Consider the following 17,878-nt stretch of genomic DNA (forward strand, 5'->3'; position numbering starts at 1 on the left):
GACCCGGTCGCCGGAGGGGAGGACGGGTCCCGTAAAGTTTCCGGCACTGCGCCCCCGTAGCCCAACTGGCAGAGGCAACGGATTCAAAACCCGTCCAGTGTGAGTTCGAATCTCACCGGGGGCACCGTCGAAAACCCACCGGATGCGGCCAAGCCGGTCTTGTTTCTCTTCGCCTCGGTTATCTTCTCCGCCATCGGATTCCCTCGGTAACACGCACCCCGCCCTGTGCGACTGCTCCAGAACAGTCCGAACGACTGGAGCACGACATGACCACTACCCGCCTCGTCGCCGGTGCCGGTGCATTGGTGTTCGCCCTCGCGGCCACCGCGACCATCACGTACTTCGCCACGCGACCCTCGAGCATGTCGCTCGGGATCCCGTCGTCGTTGACCGCGCCGCCAGCGAAGACGTTCGTGCTGACCGGTGTCCTCACCATCGAAAGCGACCTGTCCGGCGTGCGGACGGACGGCACCGGAACGACGGACAGCGCCTGCCAAGGAACCGGCGGGTACTCCGACCTCACACCAGGCACAGCCGTCAAAGTGTCCGACGGCGCCGGCCACGTCATCGCAACCGGCTCGATCACCAGCGGAACCGCGCAAACCAGCTACCTCTACGGCCAAAATGTTGTCACTGGATGCCAACTCGGATTCACCGTCAACGACGTCCCCGACGGACTCCCCTCCTACGTGCTCACCATCTCCCACCGCGGAGACCAATTCCTCCCTGCCGACCGGGCACACGCACCGATCACGCTCACCATCGGCGGCTGAACAGGCACCTCGACCAGATGCGGGGCAGGTGACTGCAGCAGCCTGGATAACAACGGCTCCGCTGCTCAGAGTCGCTCGGCGGCACGACTCCCGCGGCGGCGCAAGCGGTTGCCGTCCAGGGTGGTTCGGCGGCCCAGCTGGCGGGGCGTCAGGGTTCGTGGGCGGTTCCGCACTGTCCATTGTGGTCGTTGACGGGTCGAGGCAAGTCCGAGGCTTCCGGCAGCGGCTTGTCGGAGGTGTCAAGCGTTCGATCAGCCTTGTATGTCCGGAAAGCCGGGAATAACCTTCCAAGATGAAACGCTGGGGGACGAAACGTAAGCGCGGACCGCGGCCCTGGGCCGACCTGGACGAGTGGGAATTGCGGGAAGCCGTCGACGGTCCGGATCCGCATGACGCGGCCCATGCCATGACCGTCCTTGGTTACCGCTGTGAGGGCAGGGGCGAGTTGGCTGATGCCGAACAGTGGTACCGGCGGGCGCTGGCCACCGAGGATTCGGTCCATGCTCCGATGGCGATGTTGCGGCTCGGCGGGATCCGTGAGCGGCAAGGTCGTCAGGACGAGGCTGCGCACTGGTTTCGGTTAGCTGTCGCGAGCGGTGAACCCGAGGTGGGGCCTGGTGCCGCGCTGCGACTCGGTCTCGTTCTGGAGGGTCGCGGCGAAGACGAGGAAGCTGCGGAGTGGCTTCGCCGGGCCCTCGAGTCCGGCCAGCCGGGGACGGTCCCCGAAGCGTTGTTCTGGCTGGGGTCGCTGGCCCACAAGAACCACGACCTTGACACCGCCGAGCACTGGTTGCGGCAGGCCGCGGACTCCGCCGCCCCGTCCGCAGTGAGCCGAGCGATGCACGAACTCGGCCGCATCGCCGACGAACGCGGCGAGCAGGGGGAAGCCACGCGCTGGCATCTCCAGGTGGTCGAGCACGGCGAGTTCGCGGCTCCGGACAGCATGCTCTGGCTGGCCGCCGACCAGCTGAAGCGAGGCGAACGCACCGAGGCGGTCGTATGGCTCCGCCGGGCGGCTGCAACCGACAATCCCCGAGTCGCCAAGGCTGCGCGGGCACTTCTGGAGAAGTTCTCAGACCTCCTCGGCGAATGAGACACGTCCGTCTCGATCAGGCGGCGCGGCAGAGATCTCGCGCAGCGCGAACTTAGTGTCCACTATGGACAGTGGTTACGCGTCCACGGAGATCGCGGCTCCGGGGCAGACGGTGGCGGCTTCGCGGACGGTCGCGTGCAGTTCTTCGCCGGGGTGTTCGTCGAGCAGGAGCACGATGCCGTCGTCCTCGCGTTGGTCGAACACTTCCGGCGCGAGCAGCACGCAGGTGCCCGCGCCGCAGCACTTCGCTTCGTCCACGGTGACCTTCATCGGCGTTTCTTCCTTTCGTTCGGCGACGCGGTGACCGGTGCCTGCCACAGGCCGATCAGCGCGTCGATCAGGCCGGTGGCGGCGTCGTTCCAGTCGGATCGCGGGGTGGCGGTCTTCTCGGCGAGGGCGCGTTCGCGTTCGGCGGTCAGGTGGACCAAGAGAGTCCGGGTCATGTCGCTGCGTTCGGCGGCCGCTTCGGGCGGGAGGTCGGGCAGTCGTTGTTGCAGGCCCTCGACGATGCGCGCCAGCGACGGGGAGGACAGGGACTCCTCCACGACGATCGGGCGCAGCGTCGGATCTGCCATGGCCTGTTCGGCGAACCGGGCGTACCAGGTCGGGCTGCCCAGTGCGGCCAGATGCTCGGCCAGCGGACGCACCAGGCAGTCGAGCCAGTCCCGCAGGTCGGCGCTGTCGCCGATCTCGGCCAGCCGACGCTGCCGACGTTCCTCGATCGCGGCGGAGTGTTTGCGCGCGATCGCCCGGACCAGATCGGTCTTGGTGCCGAAGTGGTAGCCGACTGCGGTGTTGTTGCCCTGTCCGGCTGCTTCGCTGACCTGGCGGTTGGACACCGCGAGAATCCCGTGCTCGGCGAACAGTCGCTCGGCAGCGGTCAGGATCAGCTCCCGGGTCGCGTGCGCCCGAACCGGCGCGTCCCGGTCGGCGGCGTTGTTCCTCATGACTGTCACCATCGCACGGGCAGTTCCCGCAACCCGCCCACGGCCAGGCCCTCGATCCGGCGGAGTTCGGCCGCCGGGACGTCGAGTTCGAGCGACGGCAGCATTCGCAGCAGTACTTCGAGGGCTACCTGGAGTTCGGTGCGCGCGAGCGGCTGTCCCAGGCAGGCGTGCGCTCCGGCGCCGAACGCCAGGTGCGGGTTCGGGCCGCGGTGCAGGTCCATGACGGCGGCATCGGCGAAGGCGGTCTCGTCGCGGTTGGCCGCGGCCATGCTGCACATCGCGGTGGTACCGCTGGGAAGCACGGTTCCGGCGACTTCGAAATCCTCGGTGAGATACCGCGACATACCCACGCCCGCGTTCGCGTCCAGCCGCAGCGTTTCCTCGACCGCGGTGCGCACTAGCGACGGATCGGCGAGCAGTTCCTCCCACCGCGTGCGGTCGGACAGCAGCATCGCGACCATCTTCGCGATCATGTTCGCCGTCGTCTCGTGTCCCGCGATCAACAATCCAATGCCGGTCGCAGTGAGCAGTGCGTCCGACCAGTGCTGCCCGTCCGCGTCGGTGTCGGTGATCAGCGCGCTGAGCAGATCCTCCCCCGGCTCTGCGCGTTTCGCCGCGATGTGCGCGCCCATGTACCGGCCGAAATCCGCTTGCGCGGCGTCGAATTCCTCCTGGGTGTAGCGGGTCATGCTGAGCATGACGTCCGACCAGTGCGCGAACCGGTCGCGGTCGGCGTCCGGGACGCCGAGCATGTCGCAGATGACCCACACCGGCAGCGGAAACGCCAGCCCCGCCTTCAGATCCGCCGGACCGCCCTTCGCGACCATCTCCCCGATCAGCTGCTCCGCCATCGCCGCGATCCCCGGCCGCAACGCGTTCATCCGCTTCGCCGTGAACCACTTCCCGATCATCCGCCGCCAGTTCAGATGTTCCGGACCGTGCTGCGGGATCACCGTCGCCATCTCGCTGTTGAACACCCCGCCGCTTTCGGTGTCCGCGACCCGCGCCGCGTCGTCGGCCGGGGTCGGACGGGTGAACCGCCGGTCCGAGAGCACGGTTTTCACATCGGCGTACCGGGTGATCAGCACCGCCTCGTCCCCGCTCGCCAACGCGACCCGCGCGACCGGGCATCCCGCGCGCAGCTCCGCCCACTCAGCCGGAGGCTCCAACGCCCCCGGCTGCTCGAAGGGAAACCGCGGCAACTGCTCCACGTCGCTTTCGGGCATCGCAACCTCCTGCTCGCAACCGGCAACCGGCACGATCATGGCGAACCCGAGTTGTTAAGTCAATCAGCTGACTTAATCGGGGCCGCGGCAGGTCGCGACCCCCTACTCAGAACCAGTTCTTGACGTGCTCGAACCACTCGGGCTGCGCGGTGGCCAGGACCACCAGCAAGACCCCGACGGCGATCGCGATGAACACCAGCGAGAACAGGAATCCCACCAGCCCGCGGGCCAGTCCGCCCGAACCGCGCCGGCGGTTGAGCTGGGCGTGGTAGGCGGCGTTGCGGGCGAAGGTGGTGCTGTTCTGCTGCACCTGCCGCTGGTAGTTCTGCTGGGCGTTCCGTCCGGCGGGCGTGGTCATGGTGGCTCCCCTTCGTCGATGTCGGCGTCGCGGTCCGCGGCGGCCTGCGACCAAGGTGTCAGCGGCGCGCCCCGTGCGAATCCGTGCTGATACTGAAATCCGGTACGGAAACCCGGGTCAGGAGCGCTGGGCGGACCAGGCGGCGATCTGGGTGCGGTTGGCCAGGCCCAGTTTGCCCAGGATGTGCTGGACGTGGCTTTCCGCCGTGCGCTCGGAAATGTGCATCAGCGCGGCGATCTGCTTGTTCGTCAGCCCTTGCGCGACCTGCGCCGCGACCTCGGCTTCGCGCGGCGTCAGCCCGGCGGGTGCGTCGCCGCGGAGGGTCGCCGCCAGTTCGTCGGCACGGCGTCGCAGCGGTGCCATCCCGAGCCGTGCGGCCGACACCGTCGCGGTCGCACACAGCGCGGCGGCTTCCTCGACGTCGCCCGGACGACGGCGGCGCGCCAGCACCTGGGCCAGCTCGAACCGGGCGAGGGCGGCGTGCGGCGCTATGCCGGCCGTGTCGTTGGCGGTGATCCCGAGCCGGATCTCGCGGACGACCTCGTCCAGTCGCCCGCAAGTCGCCTCCGCGATTCCCAAGTAGGTCCGTACGGAGCCGACGTTCGTCACGGTCCCGGCGCCTCCGGTGACGAACAGGTCGGCGGCGGGCCGCAGGCGGGCGGCCAGGTCTGCCGCGACCTCCGGCTCGCCGAACATCGCCGCCAGTTCGGCCCTCGTCGCGAGCGACGGGAGCAGTGCGGGCTGCGGAAAAGCGTCGGGGCCGGCGGAGCGGCGCACGATGCGCCGGGCACGCTCGAAATCGCCCCGCTGCGCCAAATAAAGCGCGTAGACCGGCGAGGCGAACGCGGGCGTGTAGCGGTCGAACAGCTCGAACTCCTCGGCGGTGAGCAGGTCGCCGCGGCCGACGAGACCGTCGATCATGAGCAGCACGAACAGCGAAACGCCGCGCACCGAGTCGTGCGTGCGGCCTTCGATCAGCCGCACGCACTTCCGGACCGTCTCGACGGCGTCGTCGAACCGGCCCCGGGCGACCTCGACGGCGGCCACCGCGCGCAGGTACTGCCATTGGGCAAGCGGCCTCCGCAACCGGTCGGTCAGCAGCCGCATCGGCCCCAGCGCCGCCTCCGCGTCGTCGACCCGGCCGAGCATCATGTACCCGTCGAACCGCCAGAGCCAGCCCCACAGCGTGGTCTCGTCGTCCTGTTCGGACTGGCCGAGCGCGTGCATGCGCTCGGCCAGCTCGAGCCGTTCGTGCACGCCGTCCGGGCCCGAGCGCGCCATCTGCCGGGACCGCAGCGCCGAGCGGAGCACCTGGGTGTCGCCGAGCCGTTCCGCCATCGCGAGCGCCTCGCCGGACACGCGTTCCGGGTCGACGCCGCCGACGAATCCGGCCTCGCCCGCCAGCAACGCGAGAAGCCGGGCGCGCATCGGGCTGTCCTCGTCGGGCAGCTGGGCCAGTGCCTCGGCGGCCAGCCGGTCGCCGCGGAAGCCGCCCCACGGATCGGAAAGCCCTTCCATGGCAAGGGAAACCGACCCGAGCGCGTACGGGTCGCCCGCTTCGCGCGCGGCGTCCGCCGCCCGCGCGAGGATCGCTCCGGCGGGCTGGATGTCGCCGTTGCGGGTCAACGCGGTGGCCTGCCGCAGCAACAACCGTCCCCGGTCGCCGGGCGACAGCGGCGCGCCGGCGTCCAGCGCCTGCTGGTAAAGATCGGCGGCCTGCTCCCAGGCGAGGCGGTCCAGCGCCAGGTCGCCCGCGCGCTCCGCCCACGCGACGGCCTCGCCCGGCTCCCCCACCGGCAACGACGCCAGCCAGTGGTGCGCGATTTCCGCGGCCCGTTCGGCGGCGTCGGGACGAGCGGCCAGCCAAGTCGCCATCCGAGCGTGCGCGCCAGCGCTGGTCGCCGTCGGCAGGTCGGCTCGCGCGGCCTCCCGGATCAGGTCGTGGCGAAAACGCCAGCCGTCGCCGCGGACGAGCAGGCCCGCGGCACCTGCCTCGTCGAGCGCGCCGAGCACGGCCTCGACCGGACGGTCGGTCACCGCGGCCAGTTCCGGCGCCGCCGGCTCGCTGCCCAGCGCGGCGGCGATGGCGATCAGCTCTCGGCAGCAGCCGGTGAGCCGGGCCAGCCGCGCGCGGACGGTGTCGAGCACGCCGTCGGGGAGCGTGTCGCTTTCGAGCAGCGGGGCCAGTTCGTTGACGAAGAACGGATTGCCTCCGGTGCGGCGGCTGACGACGGCGGCCACGTCCGGGCGCACTGCCTCGCCGGTCGCGAGTTCGAGCTGGCGCTGGACATCCGCAGGCGGGAGGCCGACCAGGCGGACGCGGGACTGTCCGGCTTCGTGAGCCAGCGCCGCCAGCGCCGAGATCAACGCCTCGCGGCCGCCGGTCTCGGTGTCGCGGTAGGTGGCCACGAGCAGCAGCCTCGACCGCGACATCCCGCGCGCGGCGTGCACCAGCAATGCCAGCGACGCCGCGTCGGCCCACTGCAGGTCGTCGAGCACCACAAGCAGCCCGTCCGGCTCGGCGGCGTCGCGCAACTGGCCGGCGACAGCCTCGAACGCCTCGAAGCGAGCAGTCGCCGAGTCGGCCGACGGGTCGCCTTCGGCGAGCGCGGCGGGCAGTGTGCCGCCCAAATCGCGCACGAGCTGCCGGAAGATCCAGTACGGCGGGCTGCCTTCGTCGTCGCTGGCCCGGCCCCAGGCGACCCGGACGCCCAGCGCCGCGGCCCGCGCGGCGGTCTCCTGGGCCAGGCGGGTCTTGCCGATCCCGGGCTCGCCGGTGATCAGGACGAGCTGGCCGCGCCCGGACCGCGCCTCGTCGAACCGGGCGGCGAGCAGTTCGGCCTCGCGGGCCCTCCCGACGAACTCGCCTGTCATGCCCAGAACCATAAGGTTCGCCCTGCTGGTCCGCCTAGGCGTGGGAAAGCACTTTCCCGCCCCGGGCGTACACGGCGACGACCCGCCGCAGCGCCGCCGGATCGGCCAGCGGGTCGCCGTCGACGGCAAGGAGGTCCGCGTCGAATCCCGGCGCGACGCGGCCCTTGCGATGCCCGAGCCCGCACACCCCGGCCGCCACGGACGTCATCACGCGCAGCGTTTCGGCCGGGCCGAGCCCGATGCCGCGCAGCATCACCGGCGCGGTCGCGAGGACACCGTGCGGCTTGACCGGCGCGATGCCCGCGTCGGTGCCGGCGACGAACGGCGCGCCCAGCTCGTGCAGCCGCCGCAGGTTGCGCGTCAGGGCGGGCAGCCGGCTCGCGATCTCCGGCGGCGGCGCGATGCCGGGCACCGGCTCCATGCCGACCGTCGCCCCGACGACGACGCGCCGCGCGGCGATGCCGGCCATCAGGTCCTCGCGCACGTCGACGCCGGCCGCGGACCAGAACGTCACGTGCTCCATGCCGTCGACCCCGGCGGCCAGCGCGTCCGCGATCGCCGGGGTTCCGTGCGCGTGCGCGGTGACCGGCAGGCCGTGGCGGTGCGCCTCGTCGACCGCCGCGCGCAGCACCTCGACGTCGAACTGGGCGCACTCCTGGCGCGTGCCGGGGGTCATCGTGCCGCCGCTGGCCATGATCTTGACGACGTCCACCCCGTGCTCGACGTGCTCGCGCACGGCCTTGCGGACGCCGAACTCGGTCGGCTCGGCGACCCCGCCGAGGAAGTGGCAGTGCCCGGACGGCGTGGTGATCGGCGGTCCGGCGGCGACAATCGTCGGCAGATCCGGCCGGCCGCGCAGCCGCAGGGACAGGTAGTTGCGGTCGCCAAGGTCGCGAACGGTCGTCACGCCCGCCCGCAGCGAGGCCCGGCCCGCCTCCGCCATCGCGGCCAGCGCCTCGTCGTCGGAGCGGGCCGCGAGCGCGCCCACGGCGTCGGCGCTGGCATCGAACGCCAAGTGGACATGGGTGTCGATCAGCCCGGGCAGCAACGTCGCCCCGCCGAGATCGACGACGGGCACTCCCGCGGGCGGCGCCGCACCGGCCTCGACCGAGCGGATCACCGGCCCGTCCAGCACCACGAGCGGGTCGGCGAGCAACCGGGATCCGGTGCCGTCGAAAAGCCACGCGGCGCGTATCGCGGTGAGCTCGCGCCGCTCGGTGACAATCAATCGGGTCATGCGGACGACAGTCGCGGGTCGGCCGCGCGGGCGCGTCCGCAGTAGTACGGAAATCCGCTACGCAATTGAACGCCGTGACTCACGCCGGAAACAGCAGACTCGCCAGCAAAACGTGCACCGCAGTACCGCCGACGATGCTCAGCACCGCGTTGCGGCGCCACAGATGCAGGGCGATCGTCACCGCCAGCGCGATGGTCGGGGCGAGGGCGCTCGGGGACGTCCATGCCACGTCGCGCAGGCAGTAGATCAGCAGGATCACCATGACGCCCGCTGGCATGCGGGTGCTCAGGTACTGCACGGTCCGGCTGGCGCGCAGCGGGGCCAGGACGGCGAACGGGAGCGCGCGCAGGCCCCACGTGACCGCGGCGGATACCGCGACCGCGGCGAGGAGGTAGGCGGGGTCAGGCATTGCTCACGCTCCGTTCGGCGACGAGGCCGCGGACGATCAGGCCTCCGACGAACAGCACGAACGCCGCCAGCAGCATCTGCCCGGGGAAGACCACGCGGGCGACGACCGCGCTCAGTGCGGCGAGGACGGGGGTCGGGAGGTCGCCCTTGCGGTCGCGGACGGCGTCCAGCGCGAGGACGACGAACAAGGCGGTCATGGCGAAGTCCAGGCCGACGACGCCGCTCGGGATCAGCGCGCCGAGCAGGCCGCCTGCGGTGGCTCCGCCGACCCAGAACAGGTGCAGGAACAGTTGCAGCCACAGGATTCGCGCGCCGTTCCATTCGCGGGCGGCGTCCGTTGTGGACAGTGCGTAGGCCTCGTCGGTGAGGGCGAACGTGCTGTACGCGCGCGCTCCGCGGCCGCGTACGCGGTGCAGCGGGAAGGACAGCGCGTAGAAGACGTGCCGGACGTTGACCAGGAACGCCGAGAGCCCGATCGACGCCAGCGGAGCCGCCGTCGCGGCCAGGCCGATGAGCAGGAACTCGAACGAGCCCGCGTAGATGAACGTGGTGAAGACGGTCGCCCACCACCAGGCGAGGCCCGAATGCGTAAGGAACGCGCCGAACGCGAGTCCGAGCGGGACCAGGCCGATCCCGACGGACCCGCAGTCCTTCAGCGCGGCCAGCGCGGGCGAGCGATCACGAACAGCCAGGTCGGAGACGGTTTCCACGCTTGGAACACTACGTCAGCCCGCAGCTAATTTGGTGTCCGATCATGGCGCTAGAATGGGTCGGTGAGCAATGTAGTTAGGCTGGATGCGCTGGATCGGGATATTTTGTTTCACCTGCGTCAGGACGGCAGGCTGACCAACGTCGAACTCGCCAAACGCGTCGGGCTCACTCCTCCCCCTTGCCTGCGCCGGGTCAAGCGCCTCGAAGACGCGGGGGTGATCGCCGGCTACCGCGCGGTGATCGACCCGGCCACCGTCGGCCGCGGGCTGGAAACGCTCATCGACCTCGAGGTCTACGCGACCGACCGGGCGACGATCGAGGCGCTCGAGGACACCATCGCCTCCTACGAGGAGGTCATCGAGTTCCGCCGCCTCTTCGGCCGCCCCGACTACTTCATCCGCGTCGCGGTCGCCGACCACGCCGCGTACGAGGAGTTTCAGACCCGGAAGCTTTCCGGCCTGCCGGGCGTCCTGCGGGTCACGTCGCACCTGACGATGAAGAAGATCAAGGGCGACGCCTGAGTCCGGTGGCACGATCTCCGCGGTGCCGTCCGGCGTTGAACCGGTGAGGCGCGACGGCACGAACCGGATGCCCACTCGGAGCGGGGCCCGCGGCAGGGCCCCGTTTGCTGTGTCAGGGGCCGGAAATCCCTCCCTCTGAGACAGGTGAGTGATTCGAGGTGGGCACCATGGACGAAAACCTGGCCTGGCAGATCGCGCTGGCACTGCTCCGGGTCGCGATCTCGTGGGTGGCGCAGCAGACGAGGCCGATGCCGGCGATTCCCCGGCTCGGGCGTCGCGCTGCGCCGAGAAAGACCCGCTGAATTCCCCGGTGCCGGGTCGGGCGTCGATGCCCGACCCGGTGCTCGGTTCTTCCAGGAGTTCCGCGTCAGTCCATCCGCAAAACGACTTTGCCGAGCTTGCCCGGCGAACCCAGCCGGGCATAAGCGTCACGCGCCTGCTCCAGGGGATAAACACTGTCCACCGGCACCGTGAGCCGCCCCGCCGCGAGTGCGCCCAGGAGTCCTTCCCGCATCCGGCTCGCGAGGACCGCCTTCTCGACCGTGCTGCGGGCGCGGATCGTCGACCCGAGCACCCGGCCGCGAGCGCGCATCAGATCGAACAGGCGCAGGGACGCCTCCTCGCCCGCGCCGACTCCGATGACCAGGATCCGGCCGTACGGCTTGAGCCACCGCACGCGGCGCAGGCAATCCTTGCCACCAACCAGTTCCACGACGATGTCGTACGGGCCGTGTTCCTCTTCTTGCTCCGGCGTCACCACCGTCGCGTCGGGAGCCAAGGCCTGGACAGCGGCGTGCGTCTCCGGGCGGCGCACGCTCGCGACGACATCAGCCCCGGCGAGGGCTGCGACCTGGAGCATTGCGGTGCCGACTCCGCCGGCCGCGCCGGTGATCAGGACTCGGTCGCCGGGGCGGACGTCGGCCTGGTCGACCAGGCCGTCCCAGGCGGTGCTGAACGCTTCGGGGAAACCGGCCGCGTGGACGTCGTCGACCGAGTCCGGGATCGGCAGCAGCAGGCTCGCCGGGACCGCGATGCGTTCGGCGTGGGCACCGCCGCCCACTACGGCCATGACGCGGTCTCCGGCGGACCAGACGGCCGTGGCCGATTTTTCGACCACCCCGGCGATTTCGAGTCCGGGGATGTCCTCCGGCCAGCCCGGCGGGGCGGGGTAGGCGCCTCGGGCCTGCTGCAGGTCCGCCGCGTTCAAACCGGCCGCGCGGATCCGGACCACGACCTGGTCGCCGTCCGCGGCCGGATCGGGCGCCTCGCCGAGTTCGAACTCGCCGTTCCTGATTTTCACCGCGCGCATGCGTGTTCCCCTCGCCCGAATAGCTCCCGCCACTGCGGGAAATCACGCCACGACGTTAGCGCTCCGGCTTCCCGGCACGGCCGAGCGAGCCAGCGCCTGTCCCAGCCACTCGTTGATCACCCGCGTCGATTCGTGCCCCGGCTGGTCGGTCAGCGGGACCGGCCGGTGTTCGGGCCAGCTCGCGGCCAGCGTTGCCGGATCGGGTATCGGGCCCAGTGCGGTCAGCAGGGCGGGCAGGGTCGGGTGGAAGCGGGCCGGGCGGCCGGCTGATCGGAGGGACCAGCCGGCCGGTCCGGCGGTGACGCGGACGCCGGGGCGCAGCGTCGACAGCCGAGCCGCGACAACGGTGCGGGCGTAGCTTCCCGACAGCACGCCGGTGAGCCAGTCCGTTCTGACGGTTCCGCAGCTGCCGCACATCAGGGCATCACGTCGCCGCTGTTCGGGCCGAGTACCTGGCCGACATACAGGTTGCCGCCGGGGTTGGAGGCGAGCAGGACGGCGGTCGGCGCGATTTCCTCGACCCTGCCGAACCGGCCGAGCGGCAGTTCCGCGGCTTTCGCCGAGCGCCAGTTGTCGCTGATGCCCGCCAGCAGCGGCGTTTCCACCGGGCCGGGAGCGATGGCGTTGACCAGCACGCCTCGGCTCGCTGCTTCCAGGGCGATCGACTTGGTCATCGCGATCACCCCGGCCTTCGCGGCGGCGTAGTGCGCGAGACCGACGCCACCCTTGATGCCCAGCTGCGAAGCGACGTTGATGATCCGGCCGTCGCCGCGTTCGAGCATCGGGCCCAGCACTGCACGGTTGAGCAGGAAAACACTGGTCAGGTCGATGTCGATGGTCTGCTGCCAGGTCTCGAGCGGCATCGTGTCGGCGGGAGCCTCGGTCAGCAACCCGTGCGAGGTCACCAGGACGTCGATCCGGCCGAGCAGACGGGTCGCCTCGGCGACGCCGTCCGCGACCGCTTGTTCGTCGGACGCGTCCATGACCACGGCACCGGTCGCGCCGAGTTCCGCCGCGCGTTCGGTGACCTGCGGCTGGACGTCGGCCAGCACGACGGTCGCTCCGCCGGCGACGAAGTGCTCGGCGATCGCGCGGCCGATGCCGCTCGCCGCGCCGGTGACCAGCGCGGTCCGGCCGGCGAGCGGACTGGGGTCGATCATGGGCGGAATCCTTCCGGTTTCTGTGGTGCGCAAGCGATCACGGGCTCAATCCCGCATCGCGACGGTGAGCGCGCCGTCGACCGTGATCGCCTGGCCGCTGACATACGAAGCCGACTCCGAGCTGAGGAACTCGATGACGCTGGCGATCTCCTCCGGCTTGCCGACCCGGCCCCACGGGATCGTGGCACCGGCCCGGCGAAGTCCTTCGGGGCCAAGGGAATTGGCCGCGTCCAGCGACTGCGGCGTCTCGATCAGGCCCGGGACGATCGCGTTCGCCCGGATTCCGCGCGGGCCGAACTCGACCGCGAGGCTGCGGATCAACCCGAGCACGCCTGCCTTCGCGGTGGCGTAGTGCGCGTGCTCCGCCCAGCCGTACACCCCGCCGGCGATCGACGAAATGGCCACGATCGAACCGCCCTCGCGCAGGTGCGGTGCCGCCGCCCGGGCCAGCCGCATCACGCCGTGCAGGTCGACTTGCAGGACTTCGTCCCACTGGTCGTCCGTCATCGTGTCGAAGGCGGCGCGGCGCAGGATTCCCGCGTTGGCGATCACGTGGTCGACCCGGCCGAAGGCGTCCAGGGCCGCGGCCACGAAGGCTTGCGCCGACGCGGTCTGGCTGACGTCGAGTTCGACGATCAGTCCGGTGCCACCCGCCTGCTCGACCCCGGCCAGCGTTTCCTCCGGATCGTGCGGGTCGCCGGGGAAACTGCCGATCACGACCCGGTCGCCGCGCGCTGCCAGGCGGATCGCGGCGGCCCGGCCGATGCCCGACGCCGCGCCGCTGATGACCGAAACCGCCGTCATGCCGCTTCCGCTTTCGTTCCGGCCGGGCGCACCGCGGCCCCGGCGTCGGGAGTCACTGTCTTGGTGCCCAGCATGATCAGGCCGGACGCGAACGTCCCGAGCGCGCCGACCAGCAAGGCGGCCGTGGAGAACGACATCGCGTCCGCGACCAGTCCGGTCAGGATCAGGCCGCCGACGATCGCGCCGGGCTGGCTCATCGCGCCGATGAACGTGCTTCCGGTCGCGCGGCAGTCGGTGTCGTAGCACTCGGCCTGGAAGAACATGATCGCGGCGTACGGGCCGAGCAGGAAGAACAGCCCCAGCATGTACGTGACCAGCACGTAGGCCGGGTTCTCCGGGCCGACCAGCATCGCGGCGAAGAAAACGCCCGCCAGCAGCCAGCCGGTCACGATCACCTTCTTGCGGCCGAACCGGTCGCCCAGCCAGCCGTGCGTGAGGTAGCCGAGCGCGCCGACCAGGTTCGACACCACGACCAGCACCAGCGCGTTGCCCGCCGAGATGTGCTTGCCGGATTCCAGCACCGTCGTGCCGAGCACCGAGAAGGTCTGGATGCCGAACCAGTTCACCAGCCAGGCCAGCGACAGCATGATCGTGTTCCGCAGGTGCTTGCCGGAGAAGATCCTCTTGAACGGAGCCGCGTGCTGCTCCTCGAGCCCGACCCGCGCGGCGAAGGCCGACGCCTCGTCGCCGCGGCCCTCCTTGCGCAGCCGCCGCAGGGTCTGCTGGGCGATGAACTGCGGGCTTTCCTTCAGCCGCAGGCACAACAGCGCCACCACGAACGCCGGGATCGTCGCCAGCAGGAACGCGATGCGCCAGCTGCCGGGTCCGAAGACCGCGGTGATCAGGCCGACGAACGCGGCCGCCAGCAGCGCGCCCAGCGGCCAGCCGGTCTGCACGATCGAATAGACGAAACCCTGATGGCGCTTGATCTTCCGGTCCTCGGTCAGCGCGTAGAGCTCGTTGAGGTAGGTCGCGTTCACCGACTGCTCGGCGAGCCCGAGGCCGCTGATCCCGCGGACGCCGACCAGGCTCGCGGCGCCCGCGGTCGCGGCCGTCGCGGCCGAGGACAACGCGGTGCCGCCGACCGAGATGATCATGCCCTTGCGCCTGCCGAGCCGGTCGACCAGCGGGCCGACCGCCAGCACCACGACGAAGGTGCCGACACTGACCAAAGTGGACACCAGCAGCGCGAAACTCGCGTCCCAGTGGAAACTGTCGGAGATCCGGGGCAGCAGCGTGCCGAACATGATGAAGTCGTAGACCGCGACGGCCCAGGCGAAAAAGGCGATCTTGGTCGCCCGTCTGGTCTCCTTGACCGAGACGGCGGGCAGCCCGCTCCCGGGTGCTGGGGTGGTCATCTGGACGCTCCTGTCGTGAGCCGGGTCAGGCGGTGCGCGGGAAACGCGCCTGGAAGTCCTGGGCGATCTGGTCGAAGGTCGCCCAGCGGACGCCCTCGTGCCCGTTGATGTGCTCGATCAGCCGCTCCAGCATCAGCAGCACCTGCGGGCGGCCGGACACGTCCGGGTGCACGGTGAAGGTGAAGACCGCGTAGTCGAGTTCGCGGTAGACCCAGTCGAACTGGTCGCGCCAGATCTCTTCGAGGTGGCGGGGGTTGACGAACCCGTGGCTGTTCGGGCTGGACTTGACGAACATCATCGGCGGCAGGTCGTCGAGGTACCAGCTGGCCGGGATCTCGACCAGGTCGGTCTCGGCGCCGCGGACCAGCGGCTTCATCCAGGTCGAGGCCGGCTTGTCGTAGTCGATCTTGCTCCAGGAGTCGCCGACCCGGACGTAGTACGGCGTGAAGTCGCGGTGCATCAGCGAGTGGTCGTAGCGGATCTTGCGCTCCACCAGCAGTTCGTTGGTGACCGGCGAGAACTCCCACCACGGCGCGACGTACCCGGTCGGCCGCGTGCCGGTGCGCGCCTGGATCAGCTCCAGGCAGTAGTCGAGGATCTCCGATTCCTGCGCGCGGGTCATCGCGATCGGGTTCTCGTGGCTGTAGCCGTGCAGGCCGATCTCGTGGCCCGCCGCGACCACCTGCTCGAACTGCTCGGGGAAGGTTTCGATCGAGTGGCCGGGCCAGAACCAGGTCGCCGGGAGGCCGTAGCGGGCGAGCAGCTGGTTCAGCCGCGGCACGCCGACCTCGCCGGCGAAGATGCCGCGCGAGATGTCGCCCGGCGAGTCCTCGCCGCCGTACGACCCGAGCCAGCCCCCGACGGCGTCCACGTCGATGCCGAAGGCGACGAAAATTTCCTTGGCCATGCTCAGATTCCTTTCTCACGGTTCGCGCGGCGCCGCAGCCGGTCGGCGGCGGCGTCGGCGGGAAAACGGGACAGCAGCAGCGCGAGCAGGATCCGCGTCTGCGTGAACGGGAGGGCGGTCGCCGGGACCGCGCCGGCGGCGATCGCGTCGACCGCGCCGCCGCTGCCGTAGATGGCGGCGCCCGGTCCGAACGGGACCCGGCTCGACAGCGCCACGACGGTCCCGGCGTCGACGGCCGCGCGCAGCGAGCGCAGGTAGCCGCGGTTGAGGTTCCCGGAACCGGTCCCGGCCAGCACGATCCCGGGCGTCCGCTGCTCGACGAGGTGGTCGAGCAGTTCCGGGGTCGCGCCAGGCGAGAGGGTCAGCGTTTCGACGCGGAGCGAGCCGAATCCGGGGCCGGGCAACGGAAGCGGCGCGGACCGGACCGGCCGGGCGGTGATCAGCGGGCCGTCGTCGAGCACCTGCCCGATCGGTCCGCCGGACTGCGCGGCGAACGGCTGCGGCAGCAGGGTGTGCGCCTTTCGCAGGCCCCGCGCGGCGAAAAGCGCGCCGGCGAACGAGACCAGCACGCCGAGCCCGCGGGCCTCGGGCGCGGCCGCGACGGCGATCGCCTGCCGCAGGTTGCGGGGCCCGTCGGAGCCGTCGCGGTCGGGCGCGATCTGCGCGCCGGTGAGCACCACCGGCCGGTCGTCGTCGTGGACCAGGTCCAGCAGGAACGCCGTCTCCTCGATCGTGTCGGTGCCGTGGGTGAGGACGATGCCGTCCACCTCGGGGCGGGTCAGCTGGGCGCGCACCGCTTCGGCGATCGAGGCCAGGTCTTCCAGGGTCAGGTTGAACGAGTTCTCCCGCAGCACGTCGACCGGTTCGACCTTGACCGAGGGGTCTTGCCCGGCCGCCGCGAGCAGCGCGCCGGCTCCGTCGGCGGCGACCGAGGCCCCGCCGGGACCCGTGCGGGAGGCGATGGTGCCCCCGGTGGCCAGGACCACGATGTGCGTCATGGGCGTTGAGTGTGAGCTACACAAACGTTTGAGTCAATCGTTTGTGTCAATCGTTTGTGGCGAGGTGCGCGCGGGCCGGGCATACTGAAGCCCGACGACAGGAGGCAGATGCCCGCGACCGTGCGGCCCTTCACCCAGCGGATGATCGCCGAGGACGTGGGCGTCAGCGTGACGACGGTGTCCCGGGTGCTCAATCCGGCGGAAGAGCATCCGGAGCGCTGGGCGTCGCCGGAGAAGGTCGCGGCGATCCTCGACTCGGCCGAGCGCAACGGCTACCGCCGCAATCCGCACGCCGCGAGCCTGCGCACCGCCCGGTCGAACGTGATCGGCGTGCTGGTCCCCCGGCTGCAGGACTTCGTGCTGGCGACGATCTACGAGGGCATCGACGAGGCCGCGACCGAGGCCGGGATCTCGACCTACGTCACGAACTCGCTCGACAACCCGGAACTGCAGCGCCAGCGCACCCAGCAGATGCTGGACCGCCGGGTGGACGGGCTGATCTTCGGCGACGCGCACTCCGACGACACGTTCCTCGACGGCCTCGCCGAAACCGGCGTCCCGTTCGTGCTGACCTCGCGCAGGCTGGGCAGGCACGTCTCGATCACCTGCGACGACCCGGCGGGCGGGCGGCTGATCGCCGACCATCTGCTGGAGACCGGCCGGCGGGACGTCGCGATCGTCGCCGGGCTCCCGTTCGCGTCGACCGCGCAGGAACGGACCCAGGGGCTGGTCGACCGCTTCGCCGAGGCCGGGATCGAAATCCCCGCGCACCGCATCGTCTACAACGGATTCGACGCGGCGGCCGGACGCGAGGCCGCCGATCAGCTGCTGGCGCGCAAGCCCTATCCGGACGCGATCTTCGCGACCAACGACTTCGCCGCGATCGGCGCGATGGGTTCCTTGCGGGACAAGGGACTCCAGATCCCCGAGGATGTCGCGCTGGTCGGCTACAACGACACTCCCCTCGCCGCGTCGATCTCCATCCCGCTCACGACGATCCGGTCGCCGATGCACGAGATGGGACGCCGGGCGCTGGCGACGCTGCTGCGCAAGCTGGCCGGGCAAGAGGTGGAATCGGAGCGGCTGCAGCCGGAGCTGATCGTGCGGGCGTCGACGGTCGGCTGAGTTCCGCAGAAGTCCGTGAGGGGAACCCTGACGGAATCTGATTCTGAACTGGCCCCCGAAAGTTGGACT

At 70.7% G+C, this 17,878-nt stretch carries 20 protein-coding genes and 1 tRNA gene; 6 read left to right on the forward strand and 15 right to left on the reverse strand.

Features of this window, described 5'->3' with window-relative positions; all coding sequences use genetic code 11:
- Positions 1-50: 50 nt before the first annotated feature.
- The 3 genes from EIZ45_RS34740 to EIZ45_RS34750 all read left to right on the forward strand — a co-directional run bounded on the left by EIZ45_RS34740 (position 51) and on the right by EIZ45_RS34750 (position 1,866).
- Positions 51-124: transfer RNA gene (locus EIZ45_RS34740), tRNA-Leu, on the forward strand.
- 142 nt (positions 125-266) lie between these two features.
- Entirely contained in the window at positions 267-773 is a 507-nt protein-coding gene (locus EIZ45_RS34745; protein ID WP_134668008.1) for a hypothetical protein, read from the forward strand.
- Between the two features lie 292 nt (positions 774-1,065).
- Positions 1,066-1,866 (forward strand): lipopolysaccharide assembly protein LapB, encoded by an 801-nt coding sequence (locus tag EIZ45_RS34750; protein ID WP_134668009.1) that lies wholly within the window; start codon positions 1,066-1,068, stop codon positions 1,864-1,866.
- A gap of 75 nt (positions 1,867-1,941) precedes the next feature.
- On the opposite strand, the gene EIZ45_RS34755 is transcribed toward EIZ45_RS34750, so the two are convergent.
- The 8 genes from EIZ45_RS34755 to EIZ45_RS34790 all read right to left on the reverse strand — a co-directional run bounded on the left by EIZ45_RS34755 (position 1,942) and on the right by EIZ45_RS34790 (position 9,626).
- Positions 1,942-2,136 carry a ferredoxin gene (locus EIZ45_RS34755; protein WP_134668010.1) on the reverse strand — a complete coding sequence of 65 codons (195 nt, stop codon included), beginning with the start codon at positions 2,134-2,136 and terminating at the stop codon, positions 1,942-1,944.
- A complete protein-coding gene (locus tag EIZ45_RS34760; RefSeq protein ID WP_134668011.1) occupies positions 2,133-2,813 on the reverse strand; it encodes a TetR/AcrR family transcriptional regulator in 681 nt (226 codons plus the stop codon). Before EIZ45_RS34760 ends, EIZ45_RS34755 begins: the two co-directional genes overlap by 4 nt.
- A 5-nt stretch (positions 2,814-2,818) precedes the next feature.
- Positions 2,819-4,039: a cytochrome P450 gene (locus EIZ45_RS34765; RefSeq protein WP_134668012.1), complete on the reverse strand. Its 1,221-nt coding sequence runs from the start codon at positions 4,037-4,039 to the stop codon at positions 2,819-2,821.
- 106 nt (positions 4,040-4,145) lie between these two features.
- Complete coding sequence (locus EIZ45_RS34770; protein WP_134668013.1) at positions 4,146-4,397, reverse strand: hypothetical protein; 252 nt, start codon at positions 4,395-4,397, stop codon at positions 4,146-4,148.
- Between the two features lie 117 nt (positions 4,398-4,514).
- Positions 4,515-7,271: an AAA family ATPase gene (locus EIZ45_RS34775; protein WP_167756641.1), complete on the reverse strand. Its 2,757-nt coding sequence runs from the start codon at positions 7,269-7,271 to the stop codon at positions 4,515-4,517.
- A 34-nt stretch (positions 7,272-7,305) separates the two neighbouring features.
- The gene (locus EIZ45_RS34780; RefSeq protein WP_134668015.1) at positions 7,306-8,508 is read right to left on the reverse strand and encodes an amidohydrolase family protein; all 1,203 of its coding nucleotides are present in this window, start codon (positions 8,506-8,508) and stop codon (positions 7,306-7,308) included.
- A 79-nt stretch (positions 8,509-8,587) separates the two neighbouring features.
- A complete protein-coding gene (locus tag EIZ45_RS34785) occupies positions 8,588-8,917 on the reverse strand; it encodes a branched-chain amino acid transporter permease (protein ID WP_134668016.1) in 330 nt (109 codons plus the stop codon).
- Complete coding sequence (locus EIZ45_RS34790; RefSeq protein ID WP_134668017.1) at positions 8,910-9,626, reverse strand: AzlC family ABC transporter permease; 717 nt, start codon at positions 9,624-9,626, stop codon at positions 8,910-8,912. The genes EIZ45_RS34785 and EIZ45_RS34790 overlap by 8 nt, the downstream gene beginning before the upstream one ends.
- A 63-nt stretch (positions 9,627-9,689) precedes the next feature.
- Here EIZ45_RS34790 and EIZ45_RS34795 point away from each other — a divergent pair, with 63 nt between their 5' ends.
- Entirely contained in the window at positions 9,690-10,148 is a 459-nt protein-coding gene (locus EIZ45_RS34795) for an Lrp/AsnC family transcriptional regulator (protein WP_037810799.1), read from the forward strand.
- A 167-nt stretch (positions 10,149-10,315) separates the two neighbouring features.
- The gene (locus tag EIZ45_RS47455; protein WP_255443643.1) at positions 10,316-10,450 is read left to right on the forward strand and encodes a hypothetical protein; all 135 of its coding nucleotides are present in this window, start codon (positions 10,316-10,318) and stop codon (positions 10,448-10,450) included.
- 65 nt (positions 10,451-10,515) lie between these two features.
- On the opposite strand, the gene EIZ45_RS34800 is transcribed toward EIZ45_RS47455, so the two are convergent.
- From EIZ45_RS34800 to EIZ45_RS34830, 7 genes are read right to left on the reverse strand one after another with little or no spacing between them, the layout of a single operon-like run.
- Positions 10,516-11,457: a zinc-binding dehydrogenase gene (locus EIZ45_RS34800; protein ID WP_134668018.1), complete on the reverse strand. Its 942-nt coding sequence runs from the start codon at positions 11,455-11,457 to the stop codon at positions 10,516-10,518.
- Between the two features lie 42 nt (positions 11,458-11,499).
- On the reverse strand, positions 11,500-11,829 hold the full coding sequence (locus EIZ45_RS34805; RefSeq protein ID WP_134668019.1) for a hypothetical protein: 330 nt from the start codon (positions 11,827-11,829) through the stop codon (positions 11,500-11,502).
- A 44-nt stretch (positions 11,830-11,873) separates the two neighbouring features.
- Positions 11,874-12,617, reverse strand: a complete 744-nt coding sequence (locus EIZ45_RS34810) for an SDR family NAD(P)-dependent oxidoreductase (protein ID WP_134668020.1) — start codon at positions 12,615-12,617, stop codon at positions 11,874-11,876.
- A gap of 45 nt (positions 12,618-12,662) precedes the next feature.
- On the reverse strand, positions 12,663-13,421 hold the full coding sequence (locus EIZ45_RS34815) for an SDR family NAD(P)-dependent oxidoreductase (RefSeq protein ID WP_134668021.1): 759 nt from the start codon (positions 13,419-13,421) through the stop codon (positions 12,663-12,665).
- Complete coding sequence (locus tag EIZ45_RS34820) at positions 13,418-14,779, reverse strand: MFS transporter (RefSeq protein WP_134668022.1); 1,362 nt, start codon at positions 14,777-14,779, stop codon at positions 13,418-13,420. The genes EIZ45_RS34815 and EIZ45_RS34820 overlap by 4 nt, the downstream gene beginning before the upstream one ends.
- A 25-nt stretch (positions 14,780-14,804) precedes the next feature.
- Positions 14,805-15,686, reverse strand: coding sequence for a polysaccharide deacetylase (locus EIZ45_RS34825; RefSeq protein WP_043839932.1), 882 nt, complete (start codon positions 15,684-15,686; stop codon positions 14,805-14,807).
- A gap of 2 nt (positions 15,687-15,688) precedes the next feature.
- The gene (locus EIZ45_RS34830) at positions 15,689-16,684 is read right to left on the reverse strand and encodes an asparaginase (protein ID WP_134668023.1); all 996 of its coding nucleotides are present in this window, start codon (positions 16,682-16,684) and stop codon (positions 15,689-15,691) included.
- Between the two features lie 108 nt (positions 16,685-16,792).
- On the opposite strand from EIZ45_RS34830, the gene EIZ45_RS34835 reads away from it, so the two are divergent.
- Positions 16,793-17,809 carry a LacI family DNA-binding transcriptional regulator gene (locus EIZ45_RS34835; protein WP_037810787.1) on the forward strand — a complete coding sequence of 339 codons (1,017 nt, stop codon included), beginning with the start codon at positions 16,793-16,795 and terminating at the stop codon, positions 17,807-17,809.
- Positions 17,810-17,878 lie beyond the last annotated feature (69 nt).

Origin of the sequence: Amycolatopsis sp. CFH S0740, assembly GCF_004522315.1 — a bacterium.
GTDB lineage: Bacteria > Actinomycetota > Actinomycetes > Mycobacteriales > Pseudonocardiaceae > Amycolatopsis > Amycolatopsis nivea.

Coding starts and splice junctions, on each gene's coding strand:
- EIZ45_RS34745 (WP_134668008.1), top strand. CDS start 267: ATGACCACTACCCGCCTCGTCGCCGGTGCCGGTGCATTGGTGTTCGCC.
- EIZ45_RS34750 (WP_134668009.1), top strand. CDS start 1,066: ATGAAACGCTGGGGGACGAAACGTAAGCGCGGACCGCGGCCCTGGGCC.
- EIZ45_RS34755 (WP_134668010.1), bottom strand. CDS start 2,136: ATGAAGGTCACCGTGGACGAAGCGAAGTGCTGCGGCGCGGGCACCTGC.
- EIZ45_RS34760 (WP_134668011.1), bottom strand. CDS start 2,813: ATGAGGAACAACGCCGCCGACCGGGACGCGCCGGTTCGGGCGCACGCG.
- EIZ45_RS34765 (WP_134668012.1), bottom strand. CDS start 4,039: ATGCCCGAAAGCGACGTGGAGCAGTTGCCGCGGTTTCCCTTCGAGCAG.
- EIZ45_RS34770 (WP_134668013.1), bottom strand. CDS start 4,397: ATGACCACGCCCGCCGGACGGAACGCCCAGCAGAACTACCAGCGGCAG.
- EIZ45_RS34775 (WP_167756641.1), bottom strand. CDS start 7,271: ATGACAGGCGAGTTCGTCGGGAGGGCCCGCGAGGCCGAACTGCTCGCC.
- EIZ45_RS34780 (WP_134668015.1), bottom strand. CDS start 8,508: ATGACCCGATTGATTGTCACCGAGCGGCGCGAGCTCACCGCGATACGC.
- EIZ45_RS34785 (WP_134668016.1), bottom strand. CDS start 8,917: ATGCCTGACCCCGCCTACCTCCTCGCCGCGGTCGCGGTATCCGCCGCG.
- EIZ45_RS47455 (WP_255443643.1), top strand. CDS start 10,316: ATGGACGAAAACCTGGCCTGGCAGATCGCGCTGGCACTGCTCCGGGTC.
- EIZ45_RS34800 (WP_134668018.1), bottom strand. CDS start 11,457: ATGCGCGCGGTGAAAATCAGGAACGGCGAGTTCGAACTCGGCGAGGCG.
- EIZ45_RS34810 (WP_134668020.1), bottom strand. CDS start 12,617: ATGATCGACCCCAGTCCGCTCGCCGGCCGGACCGCGCTGGTCACCGGC.
- EIZ45_RS34815 (WP_134668021.1), bottom strand. CDS start 13,421: ATGACGGCGGTTTCGGTCATCAGCGGCGCGGCGTCGGGCATCGGCCGG.
- EIZ45_RS34820 (WP_134668022.1), bottom strand. CDS start 14,779: ATGACCACCCCAGCACCCGGGAGCGGGCTGCCCGCCGTCTCGGTCAAG.
- EIZ45_RS34825 (WP_043839932.1), bottom strand. CDS start 15,686: ATGGCCAAGGAAATTTTCGTCGCCTTCGGCATCGACGTGGACGCCGTC.
- EIZ45_RS34830 (WP_134668023.1), bottom strand. CDS start 16,684: ATGACGCACATCGTGGTCCTGGCCACCGGGGGCACCATCGCCTCCCGC.
- EIZ45_RS34835 (WP_037810787.1), top strand. CDS start 16,793: ATGCCCGCGACCGTGCGGCCCTTCACCCAGCGGATGATCGCCGAGGAC.